The organism is Pseudarthrobacter chlorophenolicus A6, assembly GCF_000022025.1.
Classification (GTDB): Bacteria; Actinomycetota; Actinomycetes; order Actinomycetales; family Micrococcaceae; genus Arthrobacter; species Arthrobacter chlorophenolicus.
Genome location: NC_011886.1, coordinates 811870 through 830752, shown reverse-complemented (window position 1 = coordinate 830752; position 18883 = coordinate 811870). Strand labels below are relative to the sequence as shown.

16 protein-coding genes and 2 pseudogenes are annotated in these 18883 nt (G+C 67.1%); 6 read left to right on the top strand and 12 right to left on the bottom strand.

Annotated elements, in window-relative coordinates; genetic code table 11:
• Nucleotides 1–16 precede the first annotated feature (16 nt).
• The 8 genes from ACHL_RS03885 to ACHL_RS03850 form a co-directional block, all read right to left on the bottom strand.
• Nucleotides 17–1483, bottom strand: coding sequence for an MFS transporter (locus tag ACHL_RS03885; RefSeq protein ID WP_015935996.1), 1467 nt, complete (start codon nt 1481–1483; stop codon nt 17–19).
• 79 nt (nt 1484–1562) lie between these two features.
• A complete protein-coding gene (locus ACHL_RS03880) occupies nt 1563–2042 on the bottom strand; it encodes a MarR family winged helix-turn-helix transcriptional regulator (RefSeq protein ID WP_015935995.1) in 480 nt (159 codons plus the stop codon).
• Between the two features lie 40 nt (nt 2043–2082).
• Nucleotides 2083–3813 carry a CocE/NonD family hydrolase gene (locus tag ACHL_RS03875; protein WP_015935994.1) on the bottom strand — a complete coding sequence of 577 codons (1731 nt, stop codon included), beginning with the start codon at nt 3811–3813 and terminating at the stop codon, nt 2083–2085.
• A complete protein-coding gene (locus ACHL_RS03870) occupies nt 3806–4768 on the bottom strand; it encodes an MBL fold metallo-hydrolase (RefSeq protein WP_015935993.1) in 963 nt (320 codons plus the stop codon). Before ACHL_RS03870 ends, ACHL_RS03875 begins: the two co-directional genes overlap by 8 nt.
• Nucleotides 4765–5703 (bottom strand): alpha/beta hydrolase, encoded by a 939-nt coding sequence (locus ACHL_RS03865; RefSeq protein WP_015935992.1) that lies wholly within the window; start codon nt 5701–5703, stop codon nt 4765–4767. The genes ACHL_RS03870 and ACHL_RS03865 overlap by 4 nt, the downstream gene beginning before the upstream one ends.
• 3 nt (nt 5704–5706) lie before the next feature.
• Nucleotides 5707–6849: an FAD-dependent monooxygenase gene (locus ACHL_RS03860; RefSeq protein WP_015935991.1), complete on the bottom strand. Its 1143-nt coding sequence runs from the start codon at nt 6847–6849 to the stop codon at nt 5707–5709.
• Nucleotides 6850–6914: 65 nt separating this feature from the next.
• On the bottom strand, nt 6915–7868 hold the full coding sequence (locus ACHL_RS03855) for a phosphotriesterase family protein (protein WP_015935990.1): 954 nt from the start codon (nt 7866–7868) through the stop codon (nt 6915–6917).
• 38 nt (nt 7869–7906) lie between these two features.
• Nucleotides 7907–8920, bottom strand: a complete 1014-nt coding sequence (locus ACHL_RS03850; RefSeq protein WP_015935989.1) for a phosphotriesterase family protein — start codon at nt 8918–8920, stop codon at nt 7907–7909.
• Nucleotides 8921–9122: 202 nt separating this feature from the next.
• On the opposite strand from ACHL_RS03850, the gene ACHL_RS03845 reads away from it, so the two are divergent.
• The 5 genes from ACHL_RS03845 (at nt 9123) to ACHL_RS03825 (ending at nt 14134) form a co-directional block, all read left to right on the top strand.
• On the top strand, nt 9123–10847 hold the full coding sequence (locus ACHL_RS03845) for an MFS transporter (RefSeq protein WP_015935988.1): 1725 nt from the start codon (nt 9123–9125) through the stop codon (nt 10845–10847).
• Between the two features lie 44 nt (nt 10848–10891).
• Nucleotides 10892–12061 carry a cytochrome P450 gene (locus ACHL_RS03840; protein ID WP_015935987.1) on the top strand — a complete coding sequence of 390 codons (1170 nt, stop codon included), beginning with the start codon at nt 10892–10894 and terminating at the stop codon, nt 12059–12061.
• A complete protein-coding gene (locus ACHL_RS03835) occupies nt 12058–12255 on the top strand; it encodes a ferredoxin (RefSeq protein WP_015935986.1) in 198 nt (65 codons plus the stop codon). Before ACHL_RS03840 ends, ACHL_RS03835 begins: the two co-directional genes overlap by 4 nt.
• Nucleotides 12252–13457 carry an NAD(P)/FAD-dependent oxidoreductase gene (locus tag ACHL_RS03830; RefSeq protein WP_015935985.1) on the top strand — a complete coding sequence of 402 codons (1206 nt, stop codon included), beginning with the start codon at nt 12252–12254 and terminating at the stop codon, nt 13455–13457. Before ACHL_RS03835 ends, ACHL_RS03830 begins: the two co-directional genes overlap by 4 nt.
• 62 nt (nt 13458–13519) lie before the next feature.
• Nucleotides 13520–14134 carry a TetR/AcrR family transcriptional regulator gene (locus tag ACHL_RS03825; RefSeq protein WP_015935984.1) on the top strand — a complete coding sequence of 205 codons (615 nt, stop codon included), beginning with the start codon at nt 13520–13522 and terminating at the stop codon, nt 14132–14134.
• Between the two features lie 9 nt (nt 14135–14143).
• On the opposite strand, the gene ACHL_RS03820 is transcribed toward ACHL_RS03825, so the two are convergent.
• The 3 genes and pseudogenes from ACHL_RS03820 to ACHL_RS03810 all read right to left on the bottom strand — a co-directional run.
• Entirely contained in the window at nt 14144–15025 is an 882-nt protein-coding gene (locus ACHL_RS03820; RefSeq protein WP_015935983.1) for a phosphotransferase family protein, read from the bottom strand.
• A gap of 133 nt (nt 15026–15158) precedes the next feature.
• Nucleotides 15159–16424: an FAD-dependent oxidoreductase gene (locus ACHL_RS03815; protein WP_015935982.1), complete on the bottom strand. Its 1266-nt coding sequence runs from the start codon at nt 16422–16424 to the stop codon at nt 15159–15161.
• Nucleotides 16417–17337: pseudogene (locus tag ACHL_RS03810) on the bottom strand (MFS transporter); the annotation flags it as partial. The gene ACHL_RS03815 and the pseudogene ACHL_RS03810, both read right to left, overlap by 8 nt.
• On the opposite strand from ACHL_RS03810, the pseudogene ACHL_RS03805 reads away from it, so the two are divergent.
• Nucleotides 17323–17985, top strand: a pseudogene (locus tag ACHL_RS03805) (maleylpyruvate isomerase family mycothiol-dependent enzyme); the annotation flags it as partial. The pseudogenes ACHL_RS03810 and ACHL_RS03805 overlap by 15 nt on opposite strands.
• A 78-nt stretch (nt 17986–18063) precedes the next feature.
• Here the strand turns inward: ACHL_RS03805 and ACHL_RS03800 are convergent.
• Entirely contained in the window at nt 18064–18843 is a 780-nt protein-coding gene (locus ACHL_RS03800; protein WP_015935981.1) for an SDR family NAD(P)-dependent oxidoreductase, read from the bottom strand.
• Nucleotides 18844–18883: the final 40 nt, after the last annotated feature.

The following is an 18883-nucleotide window of genomic DNA, read 5'->3' as shown; positions in this document are numbered from 1 at the left end:
CTCCCGCGGCAGCTTCCTACAGGTGCACGGCCGGCGCGTCATCGGATGCTGCCCCACTGAAGGATTTCCTGCTGATGTTGATCAGCAGCAGGGCAACAGGAGTTACGAGGATAGCGACGCCGGTGGCCCACCAGAAGACCGCTGCATACCCGCTGGACAACGCCTCCATCGGTGAGCCGCCTGCCACCGCGGCGCCAGCGGCCGCAACAGTGCTGAACAAGGCGATGCCTAGTGAGCCTCCCACCTGCTGCGAGGCGTTGACCAGTGCGCTGGCCACCCCGGCGTCGTCCTTATCCACCCCGAAGAGGGCCAGGTTCTGCATGGGCACGAACACCATGCCCAGCCCGATGCCCAGCAGGATCAGGGCCGGCAGCATATTCACGAGATAGGTACCGTCCGCCCGGACCTGGGTCAGCCACAGCATGGCCGCAGCCATGAAGATCGGGCCAACAGCGGTGGGAATCCTCGCACCCAATGCCGGCAGGTTCCTGGCAACAATGCCGGCAGTGGCGATCAGCACCACCGTCATCGGCAGTGATGCCACTCCGGCCGCAAACGGCGCGAAGCCCAGCACGATCTGGATGTAGAAGTTGATGAAGAGGATGCCGCCGATGAGGACCGCGCCGGCCAGGAAGGACGCGAGGAAGGCGGCGGCCCGGTTGCGTTCGGTTGCAACGCGAAGGGGCAGCAAAGGGTGCTTGACCCGCCGCTCGACGACGATAAAGAGCACCATCAGCACGGCACCGGCCAGGATGAAGCCCCAGGCTCCCGGCGACGCCCAGCCGTGTTCGGCATTAGTGAAACCGAAGACCAGGGCACCAAGCCCCAGGGCCGCCAACACCACTCCGGGCCAGTCGTATTTCGTGGCTCCTTCGGCTTTGCTTTCCTGCACCTGTTTCCATACGCCCGCCAGTGAGATGACCGCGATGGGTACGTTGACGAAGAAGCACCAGCGCCAGGAAACGTAGTCCGTAAGGAAGCCGCCCAACAGGACGCCGGCCGCGGCCCCCGCTCCGCTGATGGAACCGAAGATGGCGAAGGCGGTTCCCCGGTCCTTGCCGCTCGGGAAGGAAACGGTGAGCAGCGCCAGTGCTGCCGGCGCCAGCAGGGCAGCGAACAGTCCCTGCAGGGCACGTGCTCCGATGAGCTCCCACGGCGCCTGGGCCAGCCCGCCCGCCAGGGAAGCGGCAGCAAATCCTGTGGCGGCGGTCATGAAGGCCCGTTTGCGGCCCCAAAAGTCTGCGATGCGGCCGCCAAGGAGCAGGAAAGCGCCCAGCGCCAGGGCGTAGGCGGTGACCACCCATGCACGCGTGCTGTCGCTGATGCCCATCTCAACCTGGAGCCGGGGCAGTGCCAGGTTCACGATGGTGCCGTCCAGGACCACCATGAACTGCGCCAGGGCCAGGAAGGCCAGCGCCCACCATTTTCCGCGGGCGGGGACGGTCGGTTTTGACGCGGCGGGCGGCGCGGTTTGTGTTGCCACAAGGATCTCCAACTCTAGTTACTAATACTTACATAAGTATAAGTATTACTTCTCGCGAGTTCAAAGCAGATGCATGTCCCTAGTCCTGGCCCGGCTCCGCCAAGGCTGCGGCCAACCGTTCAAGTGCCGGGAGGGCGGCAGCCAGGCGGTTACGGTCATCGTCATCCAGCCGGTCCCCTGCTGTGGCCAGGGCGGCGGCCCACGCACCCTCAAGAACGGTCTTGATGCGCACCGACTCCGGCGTCGGGTGCAGGGCGACGTACCTCTTATCCGCGGCGTCGCGTTCACGGGTCACCAGGCCCAGCGCCACAAGTTCCCGCAGCTGGGAACTGACGTTGCTCAGCTGGCGGCCCAGGCGGGCCGCCACCTCCGCCACTGTGATGCCCGGGTGCCGTTCGATGACGCGGATGACATCCAGCACTCCGCTGGACAGCGGAAGCACCCCCGTCCCCTCATGGGATTTCCGCCTCACCTCGAACGAGATGTCAAGGATGGCGACGGCGAGGGGCCGGGGGTCGAGGGGCTTCCCGTCAGTGCGAGGGGGCGTGGAACGGTCCATGTCCCCAGCATATGAGAGGCCGCCTGCTTGCTTTCCACCCCTACCCTGCAGGACTGCTGCCCCTCGTGAAGGGCAGCACGAGCCTGGACGGGTGGTGCGCGTCCCGGTAGATCTTGTGCGTGACCGGACGTCCCACCGGGAGGTGGAAGGCGTCCGGCGGCAGCAGCGAGTTGTGCTCGTCGGCGAGGGGTTCGCCGTTGGAGAGTTCCACCGTGAGCCGGTGGCCTTGCCGGAAGGTGTTGGCGAACGGGTAGAGCCGGACCACGTACTCCTCGATCTTTCCAGGCTCCACCGGGATGGCACGGGTGTGCGGGTGATAGGGGTTGCCCTCCGTGGTGCGGCCATCGAGCTCGCGGTGGGAGGCCTTGAGGTAGCCGGTGGTGATGAGTTGACGTTTGCCGTTCGGGGCGGTGTCCCAGAGGCGGAGGATGAAATTCGTGTCCGGCTGGTCGATCTCGGCAAAGATGTGCGCCGCGCCGGTACCGATCATTTCGACAGGTTCTTCGAACGTGTCCGTGGACCAGCTGATGATCTGCACCTGGTCCGTGACGGTCAGGGGAGCCTGGTAGAAGCCGTCCGGAGCAGCATGTTCTGTACCCATCAGCTCTGGTTCGGCGGAGAGCTTGTGACGGGGCCGCAGGTAGAGGGGCGTGTAGCCGATCTCCTTCGGCGGCCAAGCCGCCGCGGTGACCACCTCGCGGGAGCCCTCAACGAAGACGGACACAGCGGGCTCGTCCATGACGCCGTTGTCGATGCCCTTGATCCAGTAGTCGTACCAGCGGAACATCTTGTCGTGCTCTTCAATGAAGGGCCGGGACTGCATGGGCGGGTAAGGGCCGATGTCCAGCTTCTTGGGGCCCTTAAGCGCGTCGAACAGCTCAATGGTGCCGTCCAGTGTCCAGCCACGGCCCTGGTCCAGCTGCAGCCACACCGGGATGTCGATGTTCGGCGCCAGGGTGATGGGGTTGCGCTCTTCGTACCAGTCGCCGTCGAGCTCGTTCATGACGATGTCGAACCAGGCCTCATGGTTGGTGGGGTAGTTCAGGACGTGGACCAGGTTGGGCCAGGCGGCGACGTCCGGATCCTCCAGCCGCTTGGCCACCAGTGCCTTGAGTTCCTCCGGCGGGTACTTCTCCACCATGCGGGACTTGACCCGGTCAGTGAAGGCCCAGCCGGAGTCCCCTCCCCTGCCCTCGCGGGCTGCACGGGGCATGAACCACATGACGCCGCCATGGTAGGTGGTCTCGTAAAAGTCGTAGTGGCCGCCGGAAACGAAAATGGCTTTCAGGTGCGGCGGCCGTTCGGCTGCGGCGAGGACCTGCATGGACCCGAAGTAGGAGATCCCCACCATCCCTACGTTGCCATCGCACCAGGGCTGTTCAGCGACCCATTCGATGAAGTCGTAGGCGTCCTCACCCAGGGACACTCCGCCGGCGTTGTAGTTGCCGATGTGCTCGCCGCCGGAATGGCCGGACCCGCGCAGGTCGCCGATGACGTGGACGTATTCCTCCTTGACGATCCTGGCGATATCACCGGCTTCGATACAGCCGTCCCACATGGGGCTGGGCCGGCGCTGCGGCGGAGTGGTCAGCGCCAACGCCTGCAGTTCCTTGCCGTAGGGACTCAGGGCCACCAGTGCCGGGCGGGGTTTATCGTCGGTGCCCTCGTAGGCATCGGCGGCGAGTTCGACGCCGTCGCGCATGGGGACGCGCAGGTCCTTGCGGACGGCGATCTTCTGCCCGCCGGCGTCGATCGTCTGGTACTCAGCCATGGCTGCGGACGCTCCTCTGGAAAGACGTGGTGAAGGACTGGTTGCGGTAGCCGTCCACCGTGGTGAAGAACGGCGAGGGCTCAAGGCTTGGATCGCCGTCGTACTTCAACTCCGTGGCTACCGGGGTGAACGGCGAGTATGGCGATCCGGTGTCCTGCAGGCCGGCCGCCAGGCATCCGCACGCGGCGTCCCGGACTTGGGCCTCGATCTGCAGGCTTTGGGTCAGCGCTTCGCGGGCCTCCGCGGCATCGAGTTCGACGCCATACGGGGTGCCGTCGGCGCGGCGGTACGGGTGGCCGAGGTACAGGTGCTGCGGGCGGACCTCGTCCCGGAGGTATTCCAGGCTGGACCGGTAGCCGTCCGGATCCACGAAACCGGGGAACCCGTTGGCGGCACCGTGGACCTGGACGGCGTCGCCCACGAAAGCGTCGCCCTGGCCGTCCAGGACGTACGCCACGGACCCGGCGGTGTGGCCCGGAATCGAATGCACCGACACCGTGACATCACCGCCCAGCGACAGGGTCTCACCGCCGCGGACCAGCATGGACGGCTCCATCTCCCCCGAGATGACGGCGATGGTCGCGGCCACCTGTTTGGCCTCGCCGTCGGGCTCCTGCAGGTACTTCCCGCGCCCGGCCAGGTACTCCTCAACGTGGGCACGGCGTGAGCGGAGCATGGCGGCGTCGGCCTCGTGGATGACCACTTTGGCCCTTCGCCCGGTCAGCTCCCAGAGTGCGTGGGCGCCGCCGATGTGGTCGATGTGGCCGTGGGTCAGCAGGATCCACCGGACGTCCTCGATCCGGCGGCCTATTGCTTCGAGCGCCGGCACCATTCCTTCCTCCGGCGATGACGCGATGCCGGTGTCCACGATGGCGGGCTCCGGGGCGTCGATATAAAAGCTGTAGAGCCCAAAGCGGCCCCACGGAGAGACGATCGGGTGGACGGCGACTGTCATGGCGTGGCCCTCGTTTCCTTGTTCAGGAAGGCGGCGGTCTCTTCGAAGGCCCGGTAGAACTCTGGGATCCAGGAGAAGTTCTGGACGAAGCCGTGGTTGGCACCGTCATACCGGCTGACGGTGGCGGCGACGCCGAATCCCTCCAGCCTCCGGCCGTACAGTTCCCCTTCGTCCCGGAGGGGGTCATGTTCCGCGGTGACGATGAGGGCCGGCGGGAGGCCGGTAAGGTCCTGCCGCTTGATGGGCGAGACAAGGGGGTCCGCCGGGTCTGCGCCGCTGTCCACGTAGAAGGCATTGAACGGCTTCAGCGCGCCCGTCTCCAACCCGTAGCCCTCGGCGTTTTCCCGCATTGACGTGTAGCGGTCCTCATCGAAGTCCAGGTCCAGCGACGGATAGAACATCACCTGGTGGGTGATGCCGGTAAACCCGGCGTCGCGGGCCATGGCGGCGACGGCGGCCACGAAGTTACCGCCGGAACTGTCGCCGGCGAGGGCGAGATTCTGCCCGTCCCAGCCCAGGGCGTCCCCGTGCGATGCGGCCCAGCGGACCACGCCATAGCAGTCCTCGAGGCCCGCCGGGAAGGCTGCCTCCGGGGCCAGCCGGTACCCGACGGAGATGACCTTGTGGCCGGTTTCCCTGGCGAGGGAGCGTGCCACATGGTCGTGCGTATCCAGGCTGCCCAGGAAGAACGCGCCGCCGTGGAAGTAGACCAGCAGGCCGTGGGCTGCCGCCTCATCCGGGGTGTAGATGCGGACGGGGACCTCGCCGGTTTCCGTCGTGGCCGAGGCGTCGACGACGGCGTGCAGCGGCAGGCGCTTATCCTCCGGCGGGACCTGGGCTGCTTCGCCGGCGCGCATGGCCTGCGGGTTGAGCGGCGAGCCGTCCGGGGCGGGCAGGGTGCTGAGGACCTTGGCGATATCGGGGTGAATGGCCATGGGTCAGGCCTTCACGGTTTCGGCGGGCTCCTGCGAAGCAGGCTTTTGAGAGGCAGGCTTTTGACCCGGGAAGACGTCGTTGACTTCTTCTTCGCTCCAGCCCTGGCGGGAGATGCGCTGCAGTTCATCGGTGACGGGCTTGCGGGTTGCCTGGAACTGTTCCAGTGCCTCCCTGACGGAGCCTGCCCCCGCGAGGGCGTCCGCGAGCGCACCCGCGTCCTCGATGGCGGAGTTGGCGCCCTGGCCCTGGTGGTGGAGCATCGAGTGGGCGGCGTCGCCCATCAGAACGACCGAATCGGTGTGCCAGGTGTCCACCGGGTCGATGTCGTAGACGGCGCGGATGTTGACGGTGTCCATGTCGAGGCCGCGGGCAATGCTGACGATCCGCTCATCGAATCCCTCCACCGTCGCCACGAGATTCTCCGTGGTGATGGTGGGCGCCCAGGTTCCGTCTGGGTTGAGGGCTGTGATGTCGAAGGACATCTGGTTGCGGTGGCGCAGCGGCAAGAGGTACACCTTGGTGCCCTTGCCGATGTACATCCGGAGGTTGTCATCCACCACCATGCCGTGGGCGTCGTCGGCGGAGATCACGGCCCGGTAGGCGTGCTCGCCGGAGAAGACGGGACCTGCTTTGCTGAACAGTTGCTCCCGGACCACGGATTTGATGCCGTCCGCACCCACCACCAGGTCAGCTTCAATGGTCTTGCCATTGGTAAAGGTGAGGACGGAGCGGTCACCTTTGTCCTCGATGCCCTCAAGTTTGTGGCCGAGGTGGACCATGCCTTCGGGAAGGACACCAAGCAGGGCGTCAATGAAGTCGCCGCGGTGGATCAGGTGGGTCTGCTTCTGGTCGCCGTGCTCGGGCCAGGTGTCCTTCATGATCGGGTGGCCGGTGGCGCTGAGGATTTCGAAGTAATCGCTGGGTGAGCTGACTGCGGCGATGGCGTCGAAGATTCCCCACTGGCGGAACCTGGCCATGGTGGCGGGGCGCAGGCCGATCCCGGCTCCGACTTCACGCATTTGGGATGCCTGCTCATAAACGTTGACGGTGGCTCCCAGCAGGCTCAGCGCCTTCGCGGCCGCAGCTCCGCCGTATCCGGCGCCGATGACGGCAATGTTGAGGTTCTTGAGGTCTTCAGCCTTCATGGGATAAGTCTCTTTCTGGTGCCGGGCAGGACCCGGGAAAATTGGTGTCTGGGAGCCTGGCTGGTTCAGGCGTGGAGCGACAGGAAGTCCGCCGGGTTGTCCTCGAGCAGGAGCTTCAGGGTGGCGTCGTCGATGCCGGCGGCGCGCATGTCCGGGATCATGTCTTCGAAGATGTAGTTGATGGTGTGGCCTTTGACGCCCGGCCAGCCCAGCGGGCTGCAGTTGGCGTCCGCGGAGACCAGGAGCTTGTCCGCATAGCCCTTGTTGACGAGCTTGACGAAGTGCTCCATGCGCTCGGCGCGCTTCCGGCCCCAGAATGGCGGGTCGGGCAGTTCGAGGTCGTAGCCGAAGGTGTCGAAGCCGATCCGGCCGCCTTGTTCGTAGATCCAGTCGTGCGGCGTGATGGGGGCGTTCAGGCCGTCGTCGGCGTGGCCGAAGAGCACGCGGTCCAGGGGAAGGCCCTCTTCCTTGAAGATGGTCACGGCGGGTTCCGGGTTGATGGCCAGGTGGGTGAGGATGGGGGCGCCGGTGGCGACGGCAGCCCGGGCTGCGGCGCGGTAGATCCGTTTGTCCAGTTCCGTCATCCGGCCGCCGCGGCTGACGCCCACCTTGATGACGCCGGCCTTGGCGCCGGTGTCGCCGATGCCCACGGTGATTTCGTGAATGAAGACCTTGGCGAGGTAATCCACCGTGGCGCGGGAGAAGTGCGGCAGCGCGGTGTCGCCGCCCACGAAGCCGGTGCAGGCCACGATGTTGACGCCGGTCTTACGGGACAGAGACTTGTAGTAGTCGATGTCGCGCCCGTTGCAGATGCCGGTGGCATCCACCATGGTTCCGCCGCCGTACTCGCGGAACTTGCGCAGTTTCGGCACGGTTTCCTCATAGGCCCGTTCCGGCGTCTTCCACCATCTGGTGTCCAGTTCGGAGCCGGGCATGCCGTAGCCGATGTGCTCGTGGACAGCCACGATTTCGAGTTCTTCGGCCGGGATGGTTCCCAGCACTGTGTTGACCTTTGTCATTTCTTTCCCTTGGGGGTTGGAAGGCTGATGAAGCGGGCTCAGCGGACGGCCAGCAGGGTCCGCGGATTGTCCACGAGGATGCGATGCGCGTCGTCATCGCCCAGTCCGCGGGACTTGAGGAAGGGCATGAATGTGGCCAGGACGTGGCTGAAGGGGAGGTCGTAGGCCGGGAGTCCCTTGGCCACGCCGATGGAGTTGCCGGACAGGATGACCTTGTCTGCGTGGCCTGCGGCGACGAGCTCCAGGACGAGCTCCGCCCGTCCGTGGTCGGTGAGGAAGTCGGGATGGTCATTAAGGCCAACGTGGTCAATGCCCACGAAAGCGCCGCGCTCGGCCACCTTGCCGGCGGCTCCGGCAGCGTCCATGCGGTCCAGCCCGCCCACAAGCACCCGGTCAGCGCCAATCCCCTCGTCCAGGACAACGTCGAGATCGTGCAGGGCGTCGGCGCCGAACCGGATGGAGACGGCCACTCCGGTCTCCTTGCCCGCACGGGCTGAGCCTCGGAAGAGGCTCTCCTCCGTGGGGGTCATGCCGGCACGGTCAGCGACCGTGGCAATGAGGCCGGCCGGGCCGCGCCGTTCCACGCGGGGAACCACCATGCCTTCGGTGATCTCCTTGCCGAACAGGTCGCTGAACTTTTCTGCCGGCCACGGGGTGGGCGGATTGGTCTGCGGCGTCAGGAAGTAGCCGCCGAGCTCCTCCTCCGGGCCCAGGCCGGTAGAGGCCACGATGTGGACGCCGGTGGAACGGGACAGGGCTTCGTACAGCTTGAGGTCGCGGCCGTGGAACATGCCGGTGCTGTCAACGATGGTCTGCCCGCCGTGGCGGCGGAAGTCGGCCAGCTTTCCGGCCAGGGCTTCGAAGATGTCCGCACGGTCCATTGCAATGTCCGGGGCGTACTGGGCACCGGGGAGCACTGACAGCAGCGCCTCATGGGCTGCAACGACGCCCAGTTCAGAAGCGGAGACCGGGCCCAGGACCGTGTTGACGATGCCCTGCTCCGGGCCGGGGGCGTGGGCATCGCGGAAATCGACGGCCGGTTGGTTGCTCACAGGGTTCTCCCTCAGTTCCGGGTGATGTGTTGGGGTTTCCGCGGAGCCCTCGCTCCCTTGCGGTGTAGCCAGTATCACATAAATCTTTACAGAGTGTCAAGAAAACTTTCATGGATAAATTTGCTTGACACTGTGTAATAGATCACTACAAACTGTTGAGAACAACCAATCCATCTCTCATTGGAACAAGGGAGTTTCATCGATGAGCCTTGCCCCCACCGTCTCGAGCCGCGGCTCGGTTCGAGCCACCTTCGTAGCGGCGTACAGCGCCGTCACCCTGGCCCAAATCACCAACGCGCTGCCCGGCGCGCTCAACGGAACGTTCGCTGTTGAATTCCGCACCTCCGGCGCCGGACTGACCTGGATCGCCGGCATGTTCATGATGGGCATCGTCGTTTTCGAACTGAGCTGGGGCCTGCTGGGCGACCTGTTCGGCCGCAAGAAGCTGCTGTACGCCGGCGCCCTCGTCAGCGTGGCGGGGTCAGTCCTGGCTGCGCTGGCCGTCAACACGGAAATGATGATCGCCGCTCAGGCTGTGGGCGGCATCGGTGCCGGCATCCTCTTCCCCATCTCACTGTCCATGATCGCGGCCATCACACCGGACCACCGGGAACGGGCGAAGGTCATTGCCACCTGGGCTGGCTTCCTGTCCCTGGGCGCGGTCATCTCGCCCGTCCTGGCGGGGCTCACGTCCCAGGCATTCACCGTGGAGGGGACCGCTGCCGGGGCACCGAACATCTTCAGCGGCTGGCGGGTGGCGTACTACATTGCAGCCGCCATCGCCGTCGCCGTCCTGGTCATCGCCATCAAGGCAAAGGACTCCGCCGCCGCTGAAGGCCGGAAGCTCGACATGCCGGGACAGATCACCCTGGCCCTGGGCCTCATCGCAATACTGTTCGCCACGGTCCAGGCGGTCGACGCCGGATTCGGCAGTGCCGAGGTCATCACCAGTTACGTTGCGGGTGCTCTCCTCCTGGCCGCCTTCATCGTCATCGAGAAACGCACGCGCCAGCCGCTGATCCACCTCTCGCTGTTCAAAAACCGTGCCTACTCCATCACGGGCATCGTGGCCGTCACGGGCATGTTCGCCTTCCTGGCCGTCTGCTTCAGCACCAGCGTGGCCGTTGGCGGCCTCGCCCTGGCCGAGGCCTGGAAAGTGGGCGTGCTGTTCGTCTTCATCCAGGGCCCGGCCTTCGCGTTCATCCCGGTGGTGGGCTGGCTGATCCATCACGTGGCACCCCGCTGGGTCCTCACGGCCGGATTCGCGTTCATGGCCGTCTCAGCCTTCTGGCTTTCCAACATCCCCCTGGGCACGCCCGAAGCCTTCGGCGGGGCGCCCTGGACCGCCTTCATCCCGCCGCTGCTGCTGCTCGGCATCGGATTCGCGCTTACCGTCGGTTCCATCACCGCTGTGGCCATCAACACCGTGCCGCCGCAGCACATCGGCATGGCGTCGGCCACTACCAACCTGCTGCGCGACCTGGGCTTCGCTCTGGGGCCCGTGATCGGATCCGCCATCGCGTTCGGCGTCGGAGCCTCCGCATTCGCCGGCTCGCTGGCCGGGATCCTGGGCGGAGCCGGGCTTCCCGCCGAGGCAGTGGCCGGGCTCTCGCACGTGCCGCCGCTGGGTTACCTGTCCGGCTGGGACGGCGTCGTGGCCCAGTTCTCCGGCCAAGCCGCTGCGGGCGGCGCCCCCGCCCAGGCAGTGGACGGCATGGTGAACGCTGTTGCCTCGGTCCAGCAGCAGATCCAGGGAGTGGCAGGAACCTCCCTGGGCCAGGGATTCCAGACGGTCTACTTCGTCGCCGGGATCGCCGCCGTCCTCTCCGCGGTCCTGACTCTCTTCATCAATTCCCGCCCGTCCGCACCCACCCCGGACGCCGTGGCCGAAACCACCGAAGCCAACGCCGAGGCCGTCACCGCGTAAGCGGCCTGGCAGCCCGACAGAAACCAATCCGCAAGGAGACAACAATGAACCCCATCGAATCCGATATCGACATCTGGGATGACGACATCACGGTGGACCCCTACCCCACCTACGCCGCGCTGCGAGAACTGGGCGGCGTGGTCCACCTGCCGAAAAACAACCTTTACGCCGTCACCACGTATGACCTCATCCGGGACGTCCTTGCGGACCCGGAATCCTTCTCGTCCACCACCCTTGGCTTCAACCCGATGGTGAACGGGGCACTGCAGGGGACGTCACTCGCATCGGATCCGCCCATGCACACCCAACTCCGCGCCACCCTCTCGGCAAACCTCACGCCCCGGGCCCTGCGCGGCCTGAAGGTGACCATCGATGAGAAGGCGGACAAGCTCGTTGCCGAACTGGTGGCTACCGGCTCCTTCGAAGCCATCGATTCCCTGGCCCGCGCCTTCCCGCTGGACATCGTGGCGGACCTCATCGGATTCGGCGGCCACGTGAAAGAGAACATGCTGCGCTGGGGCCAAGCCGCCATGCAGGTGCTCGGCCCACTGAACCACCGCACCCAGGAGAGCTTCCCCATCGCCGGCGAACTGTACGGCTGGTGCTCGTCGGTCACCGCAGCGGACCTGGCGCCCGACTCCATCGGCCGGGGAATTTTCGACGCCGAGGCGCGCGGGGAGATCCCCGAGGGGTCCGCAGGCCACATCATCCACCAGTATCTGGGTGCCGGCGTCGATACCACCATCGCCTCCATCGGCAACATCGTGGCCCTGTTCGGCCGCCACCCGGAACAGCTCGAACTGGTCCGCAACAACCCGGAGCTCGTTCCCGCGGCCCTTGCCGAGGTATTGCGCTATTGGACGCCGCTGCACATCTGGGGCCGCACCACCACCCGTGAGGTGGAGCTGGGCGGCGTGAGCGTTCCGGCGGGCGCCCAGCTCGGCATCCTCCTGGGTGCCGGAAACCGGGACCCCCGCCACTATGACAACCCGGACACCTTTGACGTGACCCGGAACCCCACCGACCACCTGTCCTTCGGCTACGGCCCGCACGGTTGCGCCGGCCAGGGACTGGCACGCCTGGAGGGGCACGCCATCGTGGAAGCCCTGGCACGGCGGGTGAAATCCCTGTCCTTGGGCGAGGGGTATCGGATTCCGAGCAATATCACCAGGAGCTTCGAAGAGCTCCAGGTGCTGGAGGTGGAAGCAGCATGAGGATCGACCTGGACCGGCCGCGCTGTGAAGGACACGGCCTCTGCGAGGAAGCCGCCCCGGCGCTGATGCATCTTGACGACGACGGCGAGCTGGTGATCGACGTCCCGGAAGTGGAGGGGGCCCAGGCCGAAGCCGCGGCCAGGGCCGCCGTGCGAATCTGCCCTGTAGCAGCCCTGAAACTGGTGACGCCGTGACGCTGCGGCGCATCGTCGTCGTCGGGAACGGCATCGCGGGCCTGACCGCGTGCGACTCGCTGCGCGCGGCGGGCTTCGACGGCGAGCTGACGGTGGTGGGCGCCGAGCGCCACTCCCCGTACAGCAGGCCCGCGCTGTCCAAAGCGCTGCTCCACGGCAGCGGCGGGCTGGCGGCGCACGGATTGCCGGAGCCGACGCACGGGGCAGACGAACTGCTGGGCGTCAGCGCCACCGGGCTCGACGCCGGGGCGCGCGTTGTAACGCTCGACGGCGGCGGGAGCCTGCCGTACGACGGGCTGGTAATCGCCTCGGGCTCGCGGGCCCGGCGGCTTGGCGGCGGTCCGCAGGAGGAGGGCAACGGACACGACAGCTCCCGGGAGCTCACGCTGCGAACCCTTGAGGACGCTGTCCAGCTGAAGGAACTGGTGGCCGCCCGGCCATCAGTCATCGTGGTGGGCGGGGGTCCATTGGGAATGGAGGTGGCCTCCGGCTGCCTGCACAACGGCTGTGACGTCACCCTGGTGACCGACGGCGAACCGCTGGTGCGGCAGCTGGGCGGCTATCTGTCCGGTATCTTCGCCTCGGCCGCACGCAGGCAGGGTTTGCGGATCGTCAACGGCCCGAAGGCCCGGCTGTGCTCAGGATCCACATCAGGATCCACACCGGGCGTGGCCCTGCCGGACGGAACAGTGCTGGAAGCGGACCTCGTGGTGAGCGCTATCGGCGACGAGCCCAACACCGGCTGGCTGGAAGGCTCCGGCCTGCTCACCGGCGGCGTGCTGCGGGTCGACTCCCGCGGCCGCGTGCGGCCAGATATCGTCGCGGCCGGTGACGTGGCGTTCTTCCCCACCCAACGCGGACTGACGCGGGTACCGCTGTGGACCAGCGCCATCGACCAGGCCAAGGCCGCCGCCGTCGGCCTCCTGCTGGGCGATATCGCCCCAGCGCTGGAACTCCAGCCCTACTTCTGGACGGAAGCCTTTGGACTGTCACTCAAATCGGTGGGTTACACGCCCGTGGAAGGAGCGCCGGGCTTCCGGGAACAGGGCTCCGATGACGATTCGGCGCTGCTGCGCTGGGAGCATGCGGACGGCTCCGGAACCGCCGCCGCACTCAATTACCGGATCCCCGTTCCCAAGCTGCGGCGCCTGGCCAACACCGGGTCAAAAGCCGTCAGGCCGCCCCAACCGGTGACGGCCTGACGCTGCCGCGCCTGCTCCAGTGGCCACCTCCGGCGCCCGGACTCCACGTTAGGATTGACGCTATGCCATCGCTGCGAGAAGCCCAGAAGCAGCTGACCCGCGACACCATCGTGGAACGGGCGCTGGAGCTTTTCACCGCAAAGGGCTACGCCGCCACCACCATCGATGAGATCGCTGCGTCGGCCGGCACCACCCGTGTGACCTTCTACGCGTATTACCCCACGAGGGCCGATTTGATGCGCGACTTCATGGCCCGGGTGAACGCCGTCCTGGAGCGCGCCGACGGGCCGGACAGCGCCTCCACCGCCCCTGACCTCGTTCAGGTGGTGCGCGACGGCAAGCTCGCCGGCATCCTGTCCTGGCTCGAATCCCGGGCTGCTTTGTGGCCGGTGTTCCGCCCCTATCTGGATGTGCTCGACGAGGCTGCTGCCGTGGACACCGAGGTACGGGCCATGGTGGAGGGCTGGCACGAGGAAGTCATCTCGGACATGGTCCGCGGCATGCAGCAGGCCGGACGCTTCGCCGCAGAGACCCGCCACATCCGCGGCACCCTGGCATTTACGCAGCTGGACTACGTGGCTACGCTGTGGACCCGCCGCAAAATGGAGCCGAACCGGGAACACGCGTTGGAGGTGCTGGCGGACAGCTGGTACCACCTGCTCTGCGACGCGGTCTGACACCACCGCTCACCAGCAGTCCAGTGCCCCGCGCAGCATGCGGTGACCCTGGTCCTCAAAGGCCTCGTCGCCCACCAGGTACGCCCACACGGCCGTTCCGATTGCTTCCCGGAGCAGGTCGACGCGCCAAACCGGACTGGACCGGGGGTCCTCCCCGTAGCCGTCCAAAAATGCCTGTTCAAGGGCCGGATGTTCCCGCCACTGCTGCACCGCCAACCGGCACAGGTCCGTGGCGGCGGGCCGGAAATCGAAGCGGCCGAAGTCGATTACCCGGAGCTCACCGCGGTGGAGCAGCCAGTTCCGCGGCTGCCAGTCGCCGTGGGTGGGAACGACGTCGACAGGGGCCGGGCGGTACTCCGCCAACCGGCGCCGTGCCTCCTGCTCGACGGCGGGATCAATCCGGTGCTTCCGGTCCAGCCACGAGAGGGCCTTCGCCGTGGCACGGGCTTCGTAGGTGTCATCGGCGCGGGACTCCTGGCGGTGGAGCAGTCTCAGCGCCTCACCGGCCTGGGCGTAAATGCCTGTTTCATGCTCGGCTTCCGTGCCCTCAACCAAGCGGCCTTCGAGGTATTCCATCACCAGTACGTTGGCGCCGGGATCCGCGTGGAGCAGGCGGGCTGACCGCCCGTCCTCCACCAGCGGCCGGGTATAGGCGCGATGGGCTTTGATCTCGCGGGCAAGGTGGTGGTTCTCCGGTCCCCCGGCTTTGATGATGACCTGTCCGGCGGCCGACTGGACGCGGAGGACTTTCGTGTCCGTGATCCCCCAGGACAGGTCAGCCACGAGTTGCGGCGACTCCAGCCACCTCTCCGCGATGCTGGCCTGCTCAGGGCCCAGCAGCCCGCCGTCCCACCGATCGTCCAATTGCGTTGCCCCCAGCGCTTGCCCCATCCGAGGAGCCTAGCAACGGCCGCAACCCCTGACCGCCGCGGACGGGTACCCGCGAAAAAAGGCGGGCGTACGACGGCGGGAGCCACCCGCCGTCGTACGCCCGCCTGGCGCTGAAGTACTTCAGGCCGGGTGCTTAGGCCTCCACGAGGCTTCCCCGCGCGGAACCTGCGGAAACCGCCGGAACCTCGGCGGGCACGCCGGGTTCGCTGCGGCCGTACAGCCAGTCGTTGTACTGGAAGTTGTTGTCGCCGCGGCTCTTGAAGAGCATGTTCCGCAGCACGCGGGCCACACCGTCAACATGCCAGGACTCGCCCCAGATGCGGGCGGTGCGCTGGACCCGGGCGGTACGGGCGGCACGGACACCGTTGAACTCGCTGAACGCCGCTTCCCAGGCGCCGGGGTTGACGCCCTCATCGGTGAACACCAGTCCCTGGGTGGCGTCCTGGAGGACGGCCGCGTCCTCGAGTGCCTGGCAGGCACCCTGGGCGAGGTACTGCAGCATGGGGTGCGCTGCATCGCCGATCAGTGCCATCCGGCCCGCTACCCAGTTTTCGATCGGGTCGCGGTCGTACATGGGCCAGCGGATGCCGGTGGCCAGGTTCTTCAGCGCTTCCTGGACGGCGGGAACGCAGCCGGCGTACGCGGCCTCCAGCTCGTCGACGCCGCCGTACTGTTCTTCGCCGCGCTCAAAGGAGGCGGACTTGAAGACGGCCACGGTATTCAGCAGTTCGCCCTTGCGCAGCGGGTACTGCACCAGGTGGCAGTTGGGGCCGAGGTAGACAATCACGTCTTCGAGGTCCGCTGCCGGCGTCTCGGGCGTGATGGGCACGGTGCCGCGGTAGGCGACGTAGGCCGAGTTGACCGGGCCATCGTTGGCAACCTGGCCGCGGAGGGTGGATTTCAGGCCGTCTGCGGCCAGGATGGCGTCGGCTTCGAACACCTCGCCCTTGGCGCTGTACGCCTTGGCCCGGTCGCCGTCGGTCTCCACTTTCTGCACCTGCACGTCGTTGACCAGCGTGACGCCGGCGTCCTGGCAGGCCTCGAGCAGGATGCGGTGCAGGTCGCTGCGGTGGATCACCACGTAGGGGGCGCCGTAGCGTTCCTCGAACTCACCGCCGAGGGTTTGCCGGGTGAGTTCCTCACCGGTGACGGCGTCGCGGAACACCAAGTGCTTGGGCTGGACGCCGATCTCGAGGGCCTTTTCCAGCAGCCCCCAGCGCTTGAGCACGCGGGAAGCGTTGGGGGCCATCTGCAGGCCGGCACCGACTTCACGGAAGGCCGGGGCCACCTCCACCAGCGTGACATCGGCGCCGTTCTCCTTCAGGGCCAAGGCGCCGGCGAGTCCGGCCATGCCCCCGCCCACTACCAGGACGTCGGTGGCGGCTGCGTCGTTAGACATGTGATTCTCCTACTGCTTTTGAGGTTTTGTTCTTGGTGACGATGAAGCCGAGCAGGACAGCTGCTGCGGCGGCGGCTCCGGCGAATGCCAGGAAGTTTGAATTGACGCCCAGGCCTGCGGCGAGCAGCAGCCCGCCCACCTGGGGTGCTGCCACGGCACCGATGCGGCCTACGCCCAGGGCCCAGCCCAGCGCGGTGCCGCGCAGGTGTGCCGGGTAGTGGCTGGCCACGGCGGCGATGATGAGGCACTGGGTGCCATGGGTGCCCACGCCGGCGAGCACCAGCATGAGGTAGACGACGGCGACCGGCGGCCCGGTGACCAGGACCAGCAGTCCGGCGGCGGCCACGGCGGCTGCCGCGATGGCGGTGGGGACGGGACCGAAGCGGGTACCGGCCCAGGCGGTGATCACGGACCCGGCCACGGCGCCCAGGTTCAGGGCCAGGGCGAAGGTCAGGGCGGAACCGAGGTTGTAGCCGGCGAGCTGCATGAGGTTCGGCAGCCAGGTGCCCAGGCCGTACCAGGCGAACAGGGTCACCAGGGTGGCTACCGCGTACAGCACGCTGAGGCCGAGGAAGGGCGGGCGGAGCAGCGAGCCGAAGCCCACCGGTTCCCTGGCAGCGGCGCTGCCGGCCTTGGCCTCCTCGGAAGGCAGGGTTTCCGGCAGGTAGCGCAGCCCGAGCGGGATGACCACCACCAGGGCCAGCACGGCCACGAGGAACATGACAGGCCAGCCGAAGGCGGGGATGAGCGGGATACCCACCAGGGCGGCGATGGATCCGCCGATGGGGACGCCGGACATCATCAGGGTGGCAATGGTGGAGCGCCATTTGGCCGGTACGAGTTCAGCCACCAGCGCGTTGGCGGACGGCACCAGGCCGCCCAGGCCGATGCCTGCCACGAGCTCACCGATGCCGACCTGGACGGTGGCTCCCTGCTGGGCGGCTGGAGCCGCAGGCATGTTGTGGCCCATGTGGGCTACAACGCCCGGGCCATCGCCCGGCTGGTGGAGTGGGCGGCCACCGGGGTGGAAACGCCGATGTATCCGTCGGTGGAAGTCCGGAACCACGAGATTGATTTCGGTGCCACGCTGAGCCCTATCGCGCTGCGTAACCTGTTCGACCATTCGGCGGTCCACCTGAACGTCGAATGGCGCGACCTGCCCGCCGATTCCTGGCACCACAAGGTCAAGACCGTGCAGGGCCGCGTGGTCCCGGCCGAGGAAACAGTGTGGATGCGCACCCGCGAAGTCTGGGTGCACGCCGTGGACCTGGACAACGGCGCATCCTTCACGGACATCCCCGCCTCCGTCCTGGCCCGGCTGCTCAAGGACATCACCGGCGCCTGGTCCACCCGCGGCACGGACAAGGACCTGGTGGTTGAAGTAAAGGGCCAGCCGTCCGCGCTGGTTTACGGCGACACCGCGACCGGCTCGCCCGTGACGGTTTCCGGCCCGCTGGCGGCCATCGCGCAGTGGGCCTCCGGACGCGGCACCGCCGGCGTCACGGCACGCCAGGCCGGCGAAGCGGTTGAACCCGTGCCCGCTGCGCCGGCCTGGATCTGAGCCCGATTCGACGGTTCCCTGCCCGGTCGACGCCCGTTAGCGTCGCGTGCGCAGGGAACCGTCGAATCGGCTGGGGTCTCACACAGCCGACCAGCCGCCGTCGGACGCGAGGATGGCGCCGTTGACGTTGGTGCCGTCCTCGCTGAGGAGGAACGTGATGGACGCTGCCAACTGTGCAGCGGTGGCGGGCGCGGGGATGTTGGCCTGCATCAGCGGACCTAGCCGGCCTGCTGCCAATTCCGAGCCCCAGTTGGCTTCGATGTTGGTGATGGTGGCGCCCGGCACAACGGCGTTGAAGCGGAGCCCGCGGGGGCCGTACATGACGGCGGAGTTCTTGGTCAGGCCCACCACGGCATGCTTCGAGGCTGTATAGGCGGCGCCGGCGGCCGATCCGCGCAGCCCGGCCTCGGAGGCGACGTTGACCACCGATCCCCCACCTGCCTCCAGCATCAGCGGAACCACTGCCCGGGTGAGGCGCATCAGCGCCGTGACGTTGATGCGGAACACCCGGTCCCAGAGTTCGTCGTCCACCTCGTGGATGGGGGCAAAGTTGTCCATGATCCCGGCGATGTTGGCCAGTGCGTCCACCCGCCCGCCGGCAGCGGCAATGACGGCAGCCACTGTCTCTTCGGTGGAAATGTCACCGGCAACCGGGACCAGGTCCAGGCCGGGGTTATCAGCCACGAGATCGTCCAGCCGCTGCTTGCTGATGTCCGCGGCAATGACCCGTCCACCCTCCCGGGCTATCCGCAGCGCGGTGGCCTGGCCGATGCCCGAGCCGGCCCCGGTGACGATGACGGTCCTGCCGGAGAAGCGGCCTGGAGTGGCATTTTCCTGCCATGCGGCGTCGTTGCCCATGGTGTTCCTTCCGATGGATTGGGCTGGTGCCGCCAGCTTA

Excerpts from the sequence above, each read along its gene's own strand:
- ACHL_RS03860 (WP_015935991.1), bottom strand. The coding sequence starts at position 6,849 with ATGAAGGCTGAAGACCTCAAGAACCTCAACATTGCCGTCATCGGCGCC.
- ACHL_RS03815 (WP_015935982.1), bottom strand. The coding sequence starts at position 16,424 with ATGTCTAACGACGCAGCCGCCACCGACGTCCTGGTAGTGGGCGGGGGC.
- ACHL_RS03880 (WP_015935995.1), bottom strand. The coding sequence starts at position 2,042 with ATGGACCGTTCCACGCCCCCTCGCACTGACGGGAAGCCCCTCGACCCC.
- ACHL_RS03820 (WP_015935983.1), bottom strand. The coding sequence starts at position 15,025 with ATGGGGCAAGCGCTGGGGGCAACGCAATTGGACGATCGGTGGGACGGC.
- ACHL_RS03865 (WP_015935992.1), bottom strand. The coding sequence starts at position 5,703 with ATGGCCATTCACCCCGATATCGCCAAGGTCCTCAGCACCCTGCCCGCC.
- ACHL_RS03800 (WP_015935981.1), bottom strand. The coding sequence starts at position 18,843 with ATGGGCAACGACGCCGCATGGCAGGAAAATGCCACTCCAGGCCGCTTC.
- ACHL_RS03840 (WP_015935987.1), top strand. The coding sequence starts at position 10,892 with ATGAACCCCATCGAATCCGATATCGACATCTGGGATGACGACATCACG.
- ACHL_RS03845 (WP_015935988.1), top strand. The coding sequence starts at position 9,123 with ATGAGCCTTGCCCCCACCGTCTCGAGCCGCGGCTCGGTTCGAGCCACC.
- ACHL_RS03875 (WP_015935994.1), bottom strand. The coding sequence starts at position 3,813 with ATGGCTGAGTACCAGACGATCGACGCCGGCGGGCAGAAGATCGCCGTC.
- ACHL_RS03870 (WP_015935993.1), bottom strand. The coding sequence starts at position 4,768 with ATGACAGTCGCCGTCCACCCGATCGTCTCTCCGTGGGGCCGCTTTGGG.
- ACHL_RS03835 (WP_015935986.1), top strand. The coding sequence starts at position 12,058 with ATGAGGATCGACCTGGACCGGCCGCGCTGTGAAGGACACGGCCTCTGC.
- ACHL_RS03825 (WP_015935984.1), top strand. The coding sequence starts at position 13,520 with ATGCCATCGCTGCGAGAAGCCCAGAAGCAGCTGACCCGCGACACCATC.
- ACHL_RS03855 (WP_015935990.1), bottom strand. The coding sequence starts at position 7,868 with ATGACAAAGGTCAACACAGTGCTGGGAACCATCCCGGCCGAAGAACTC.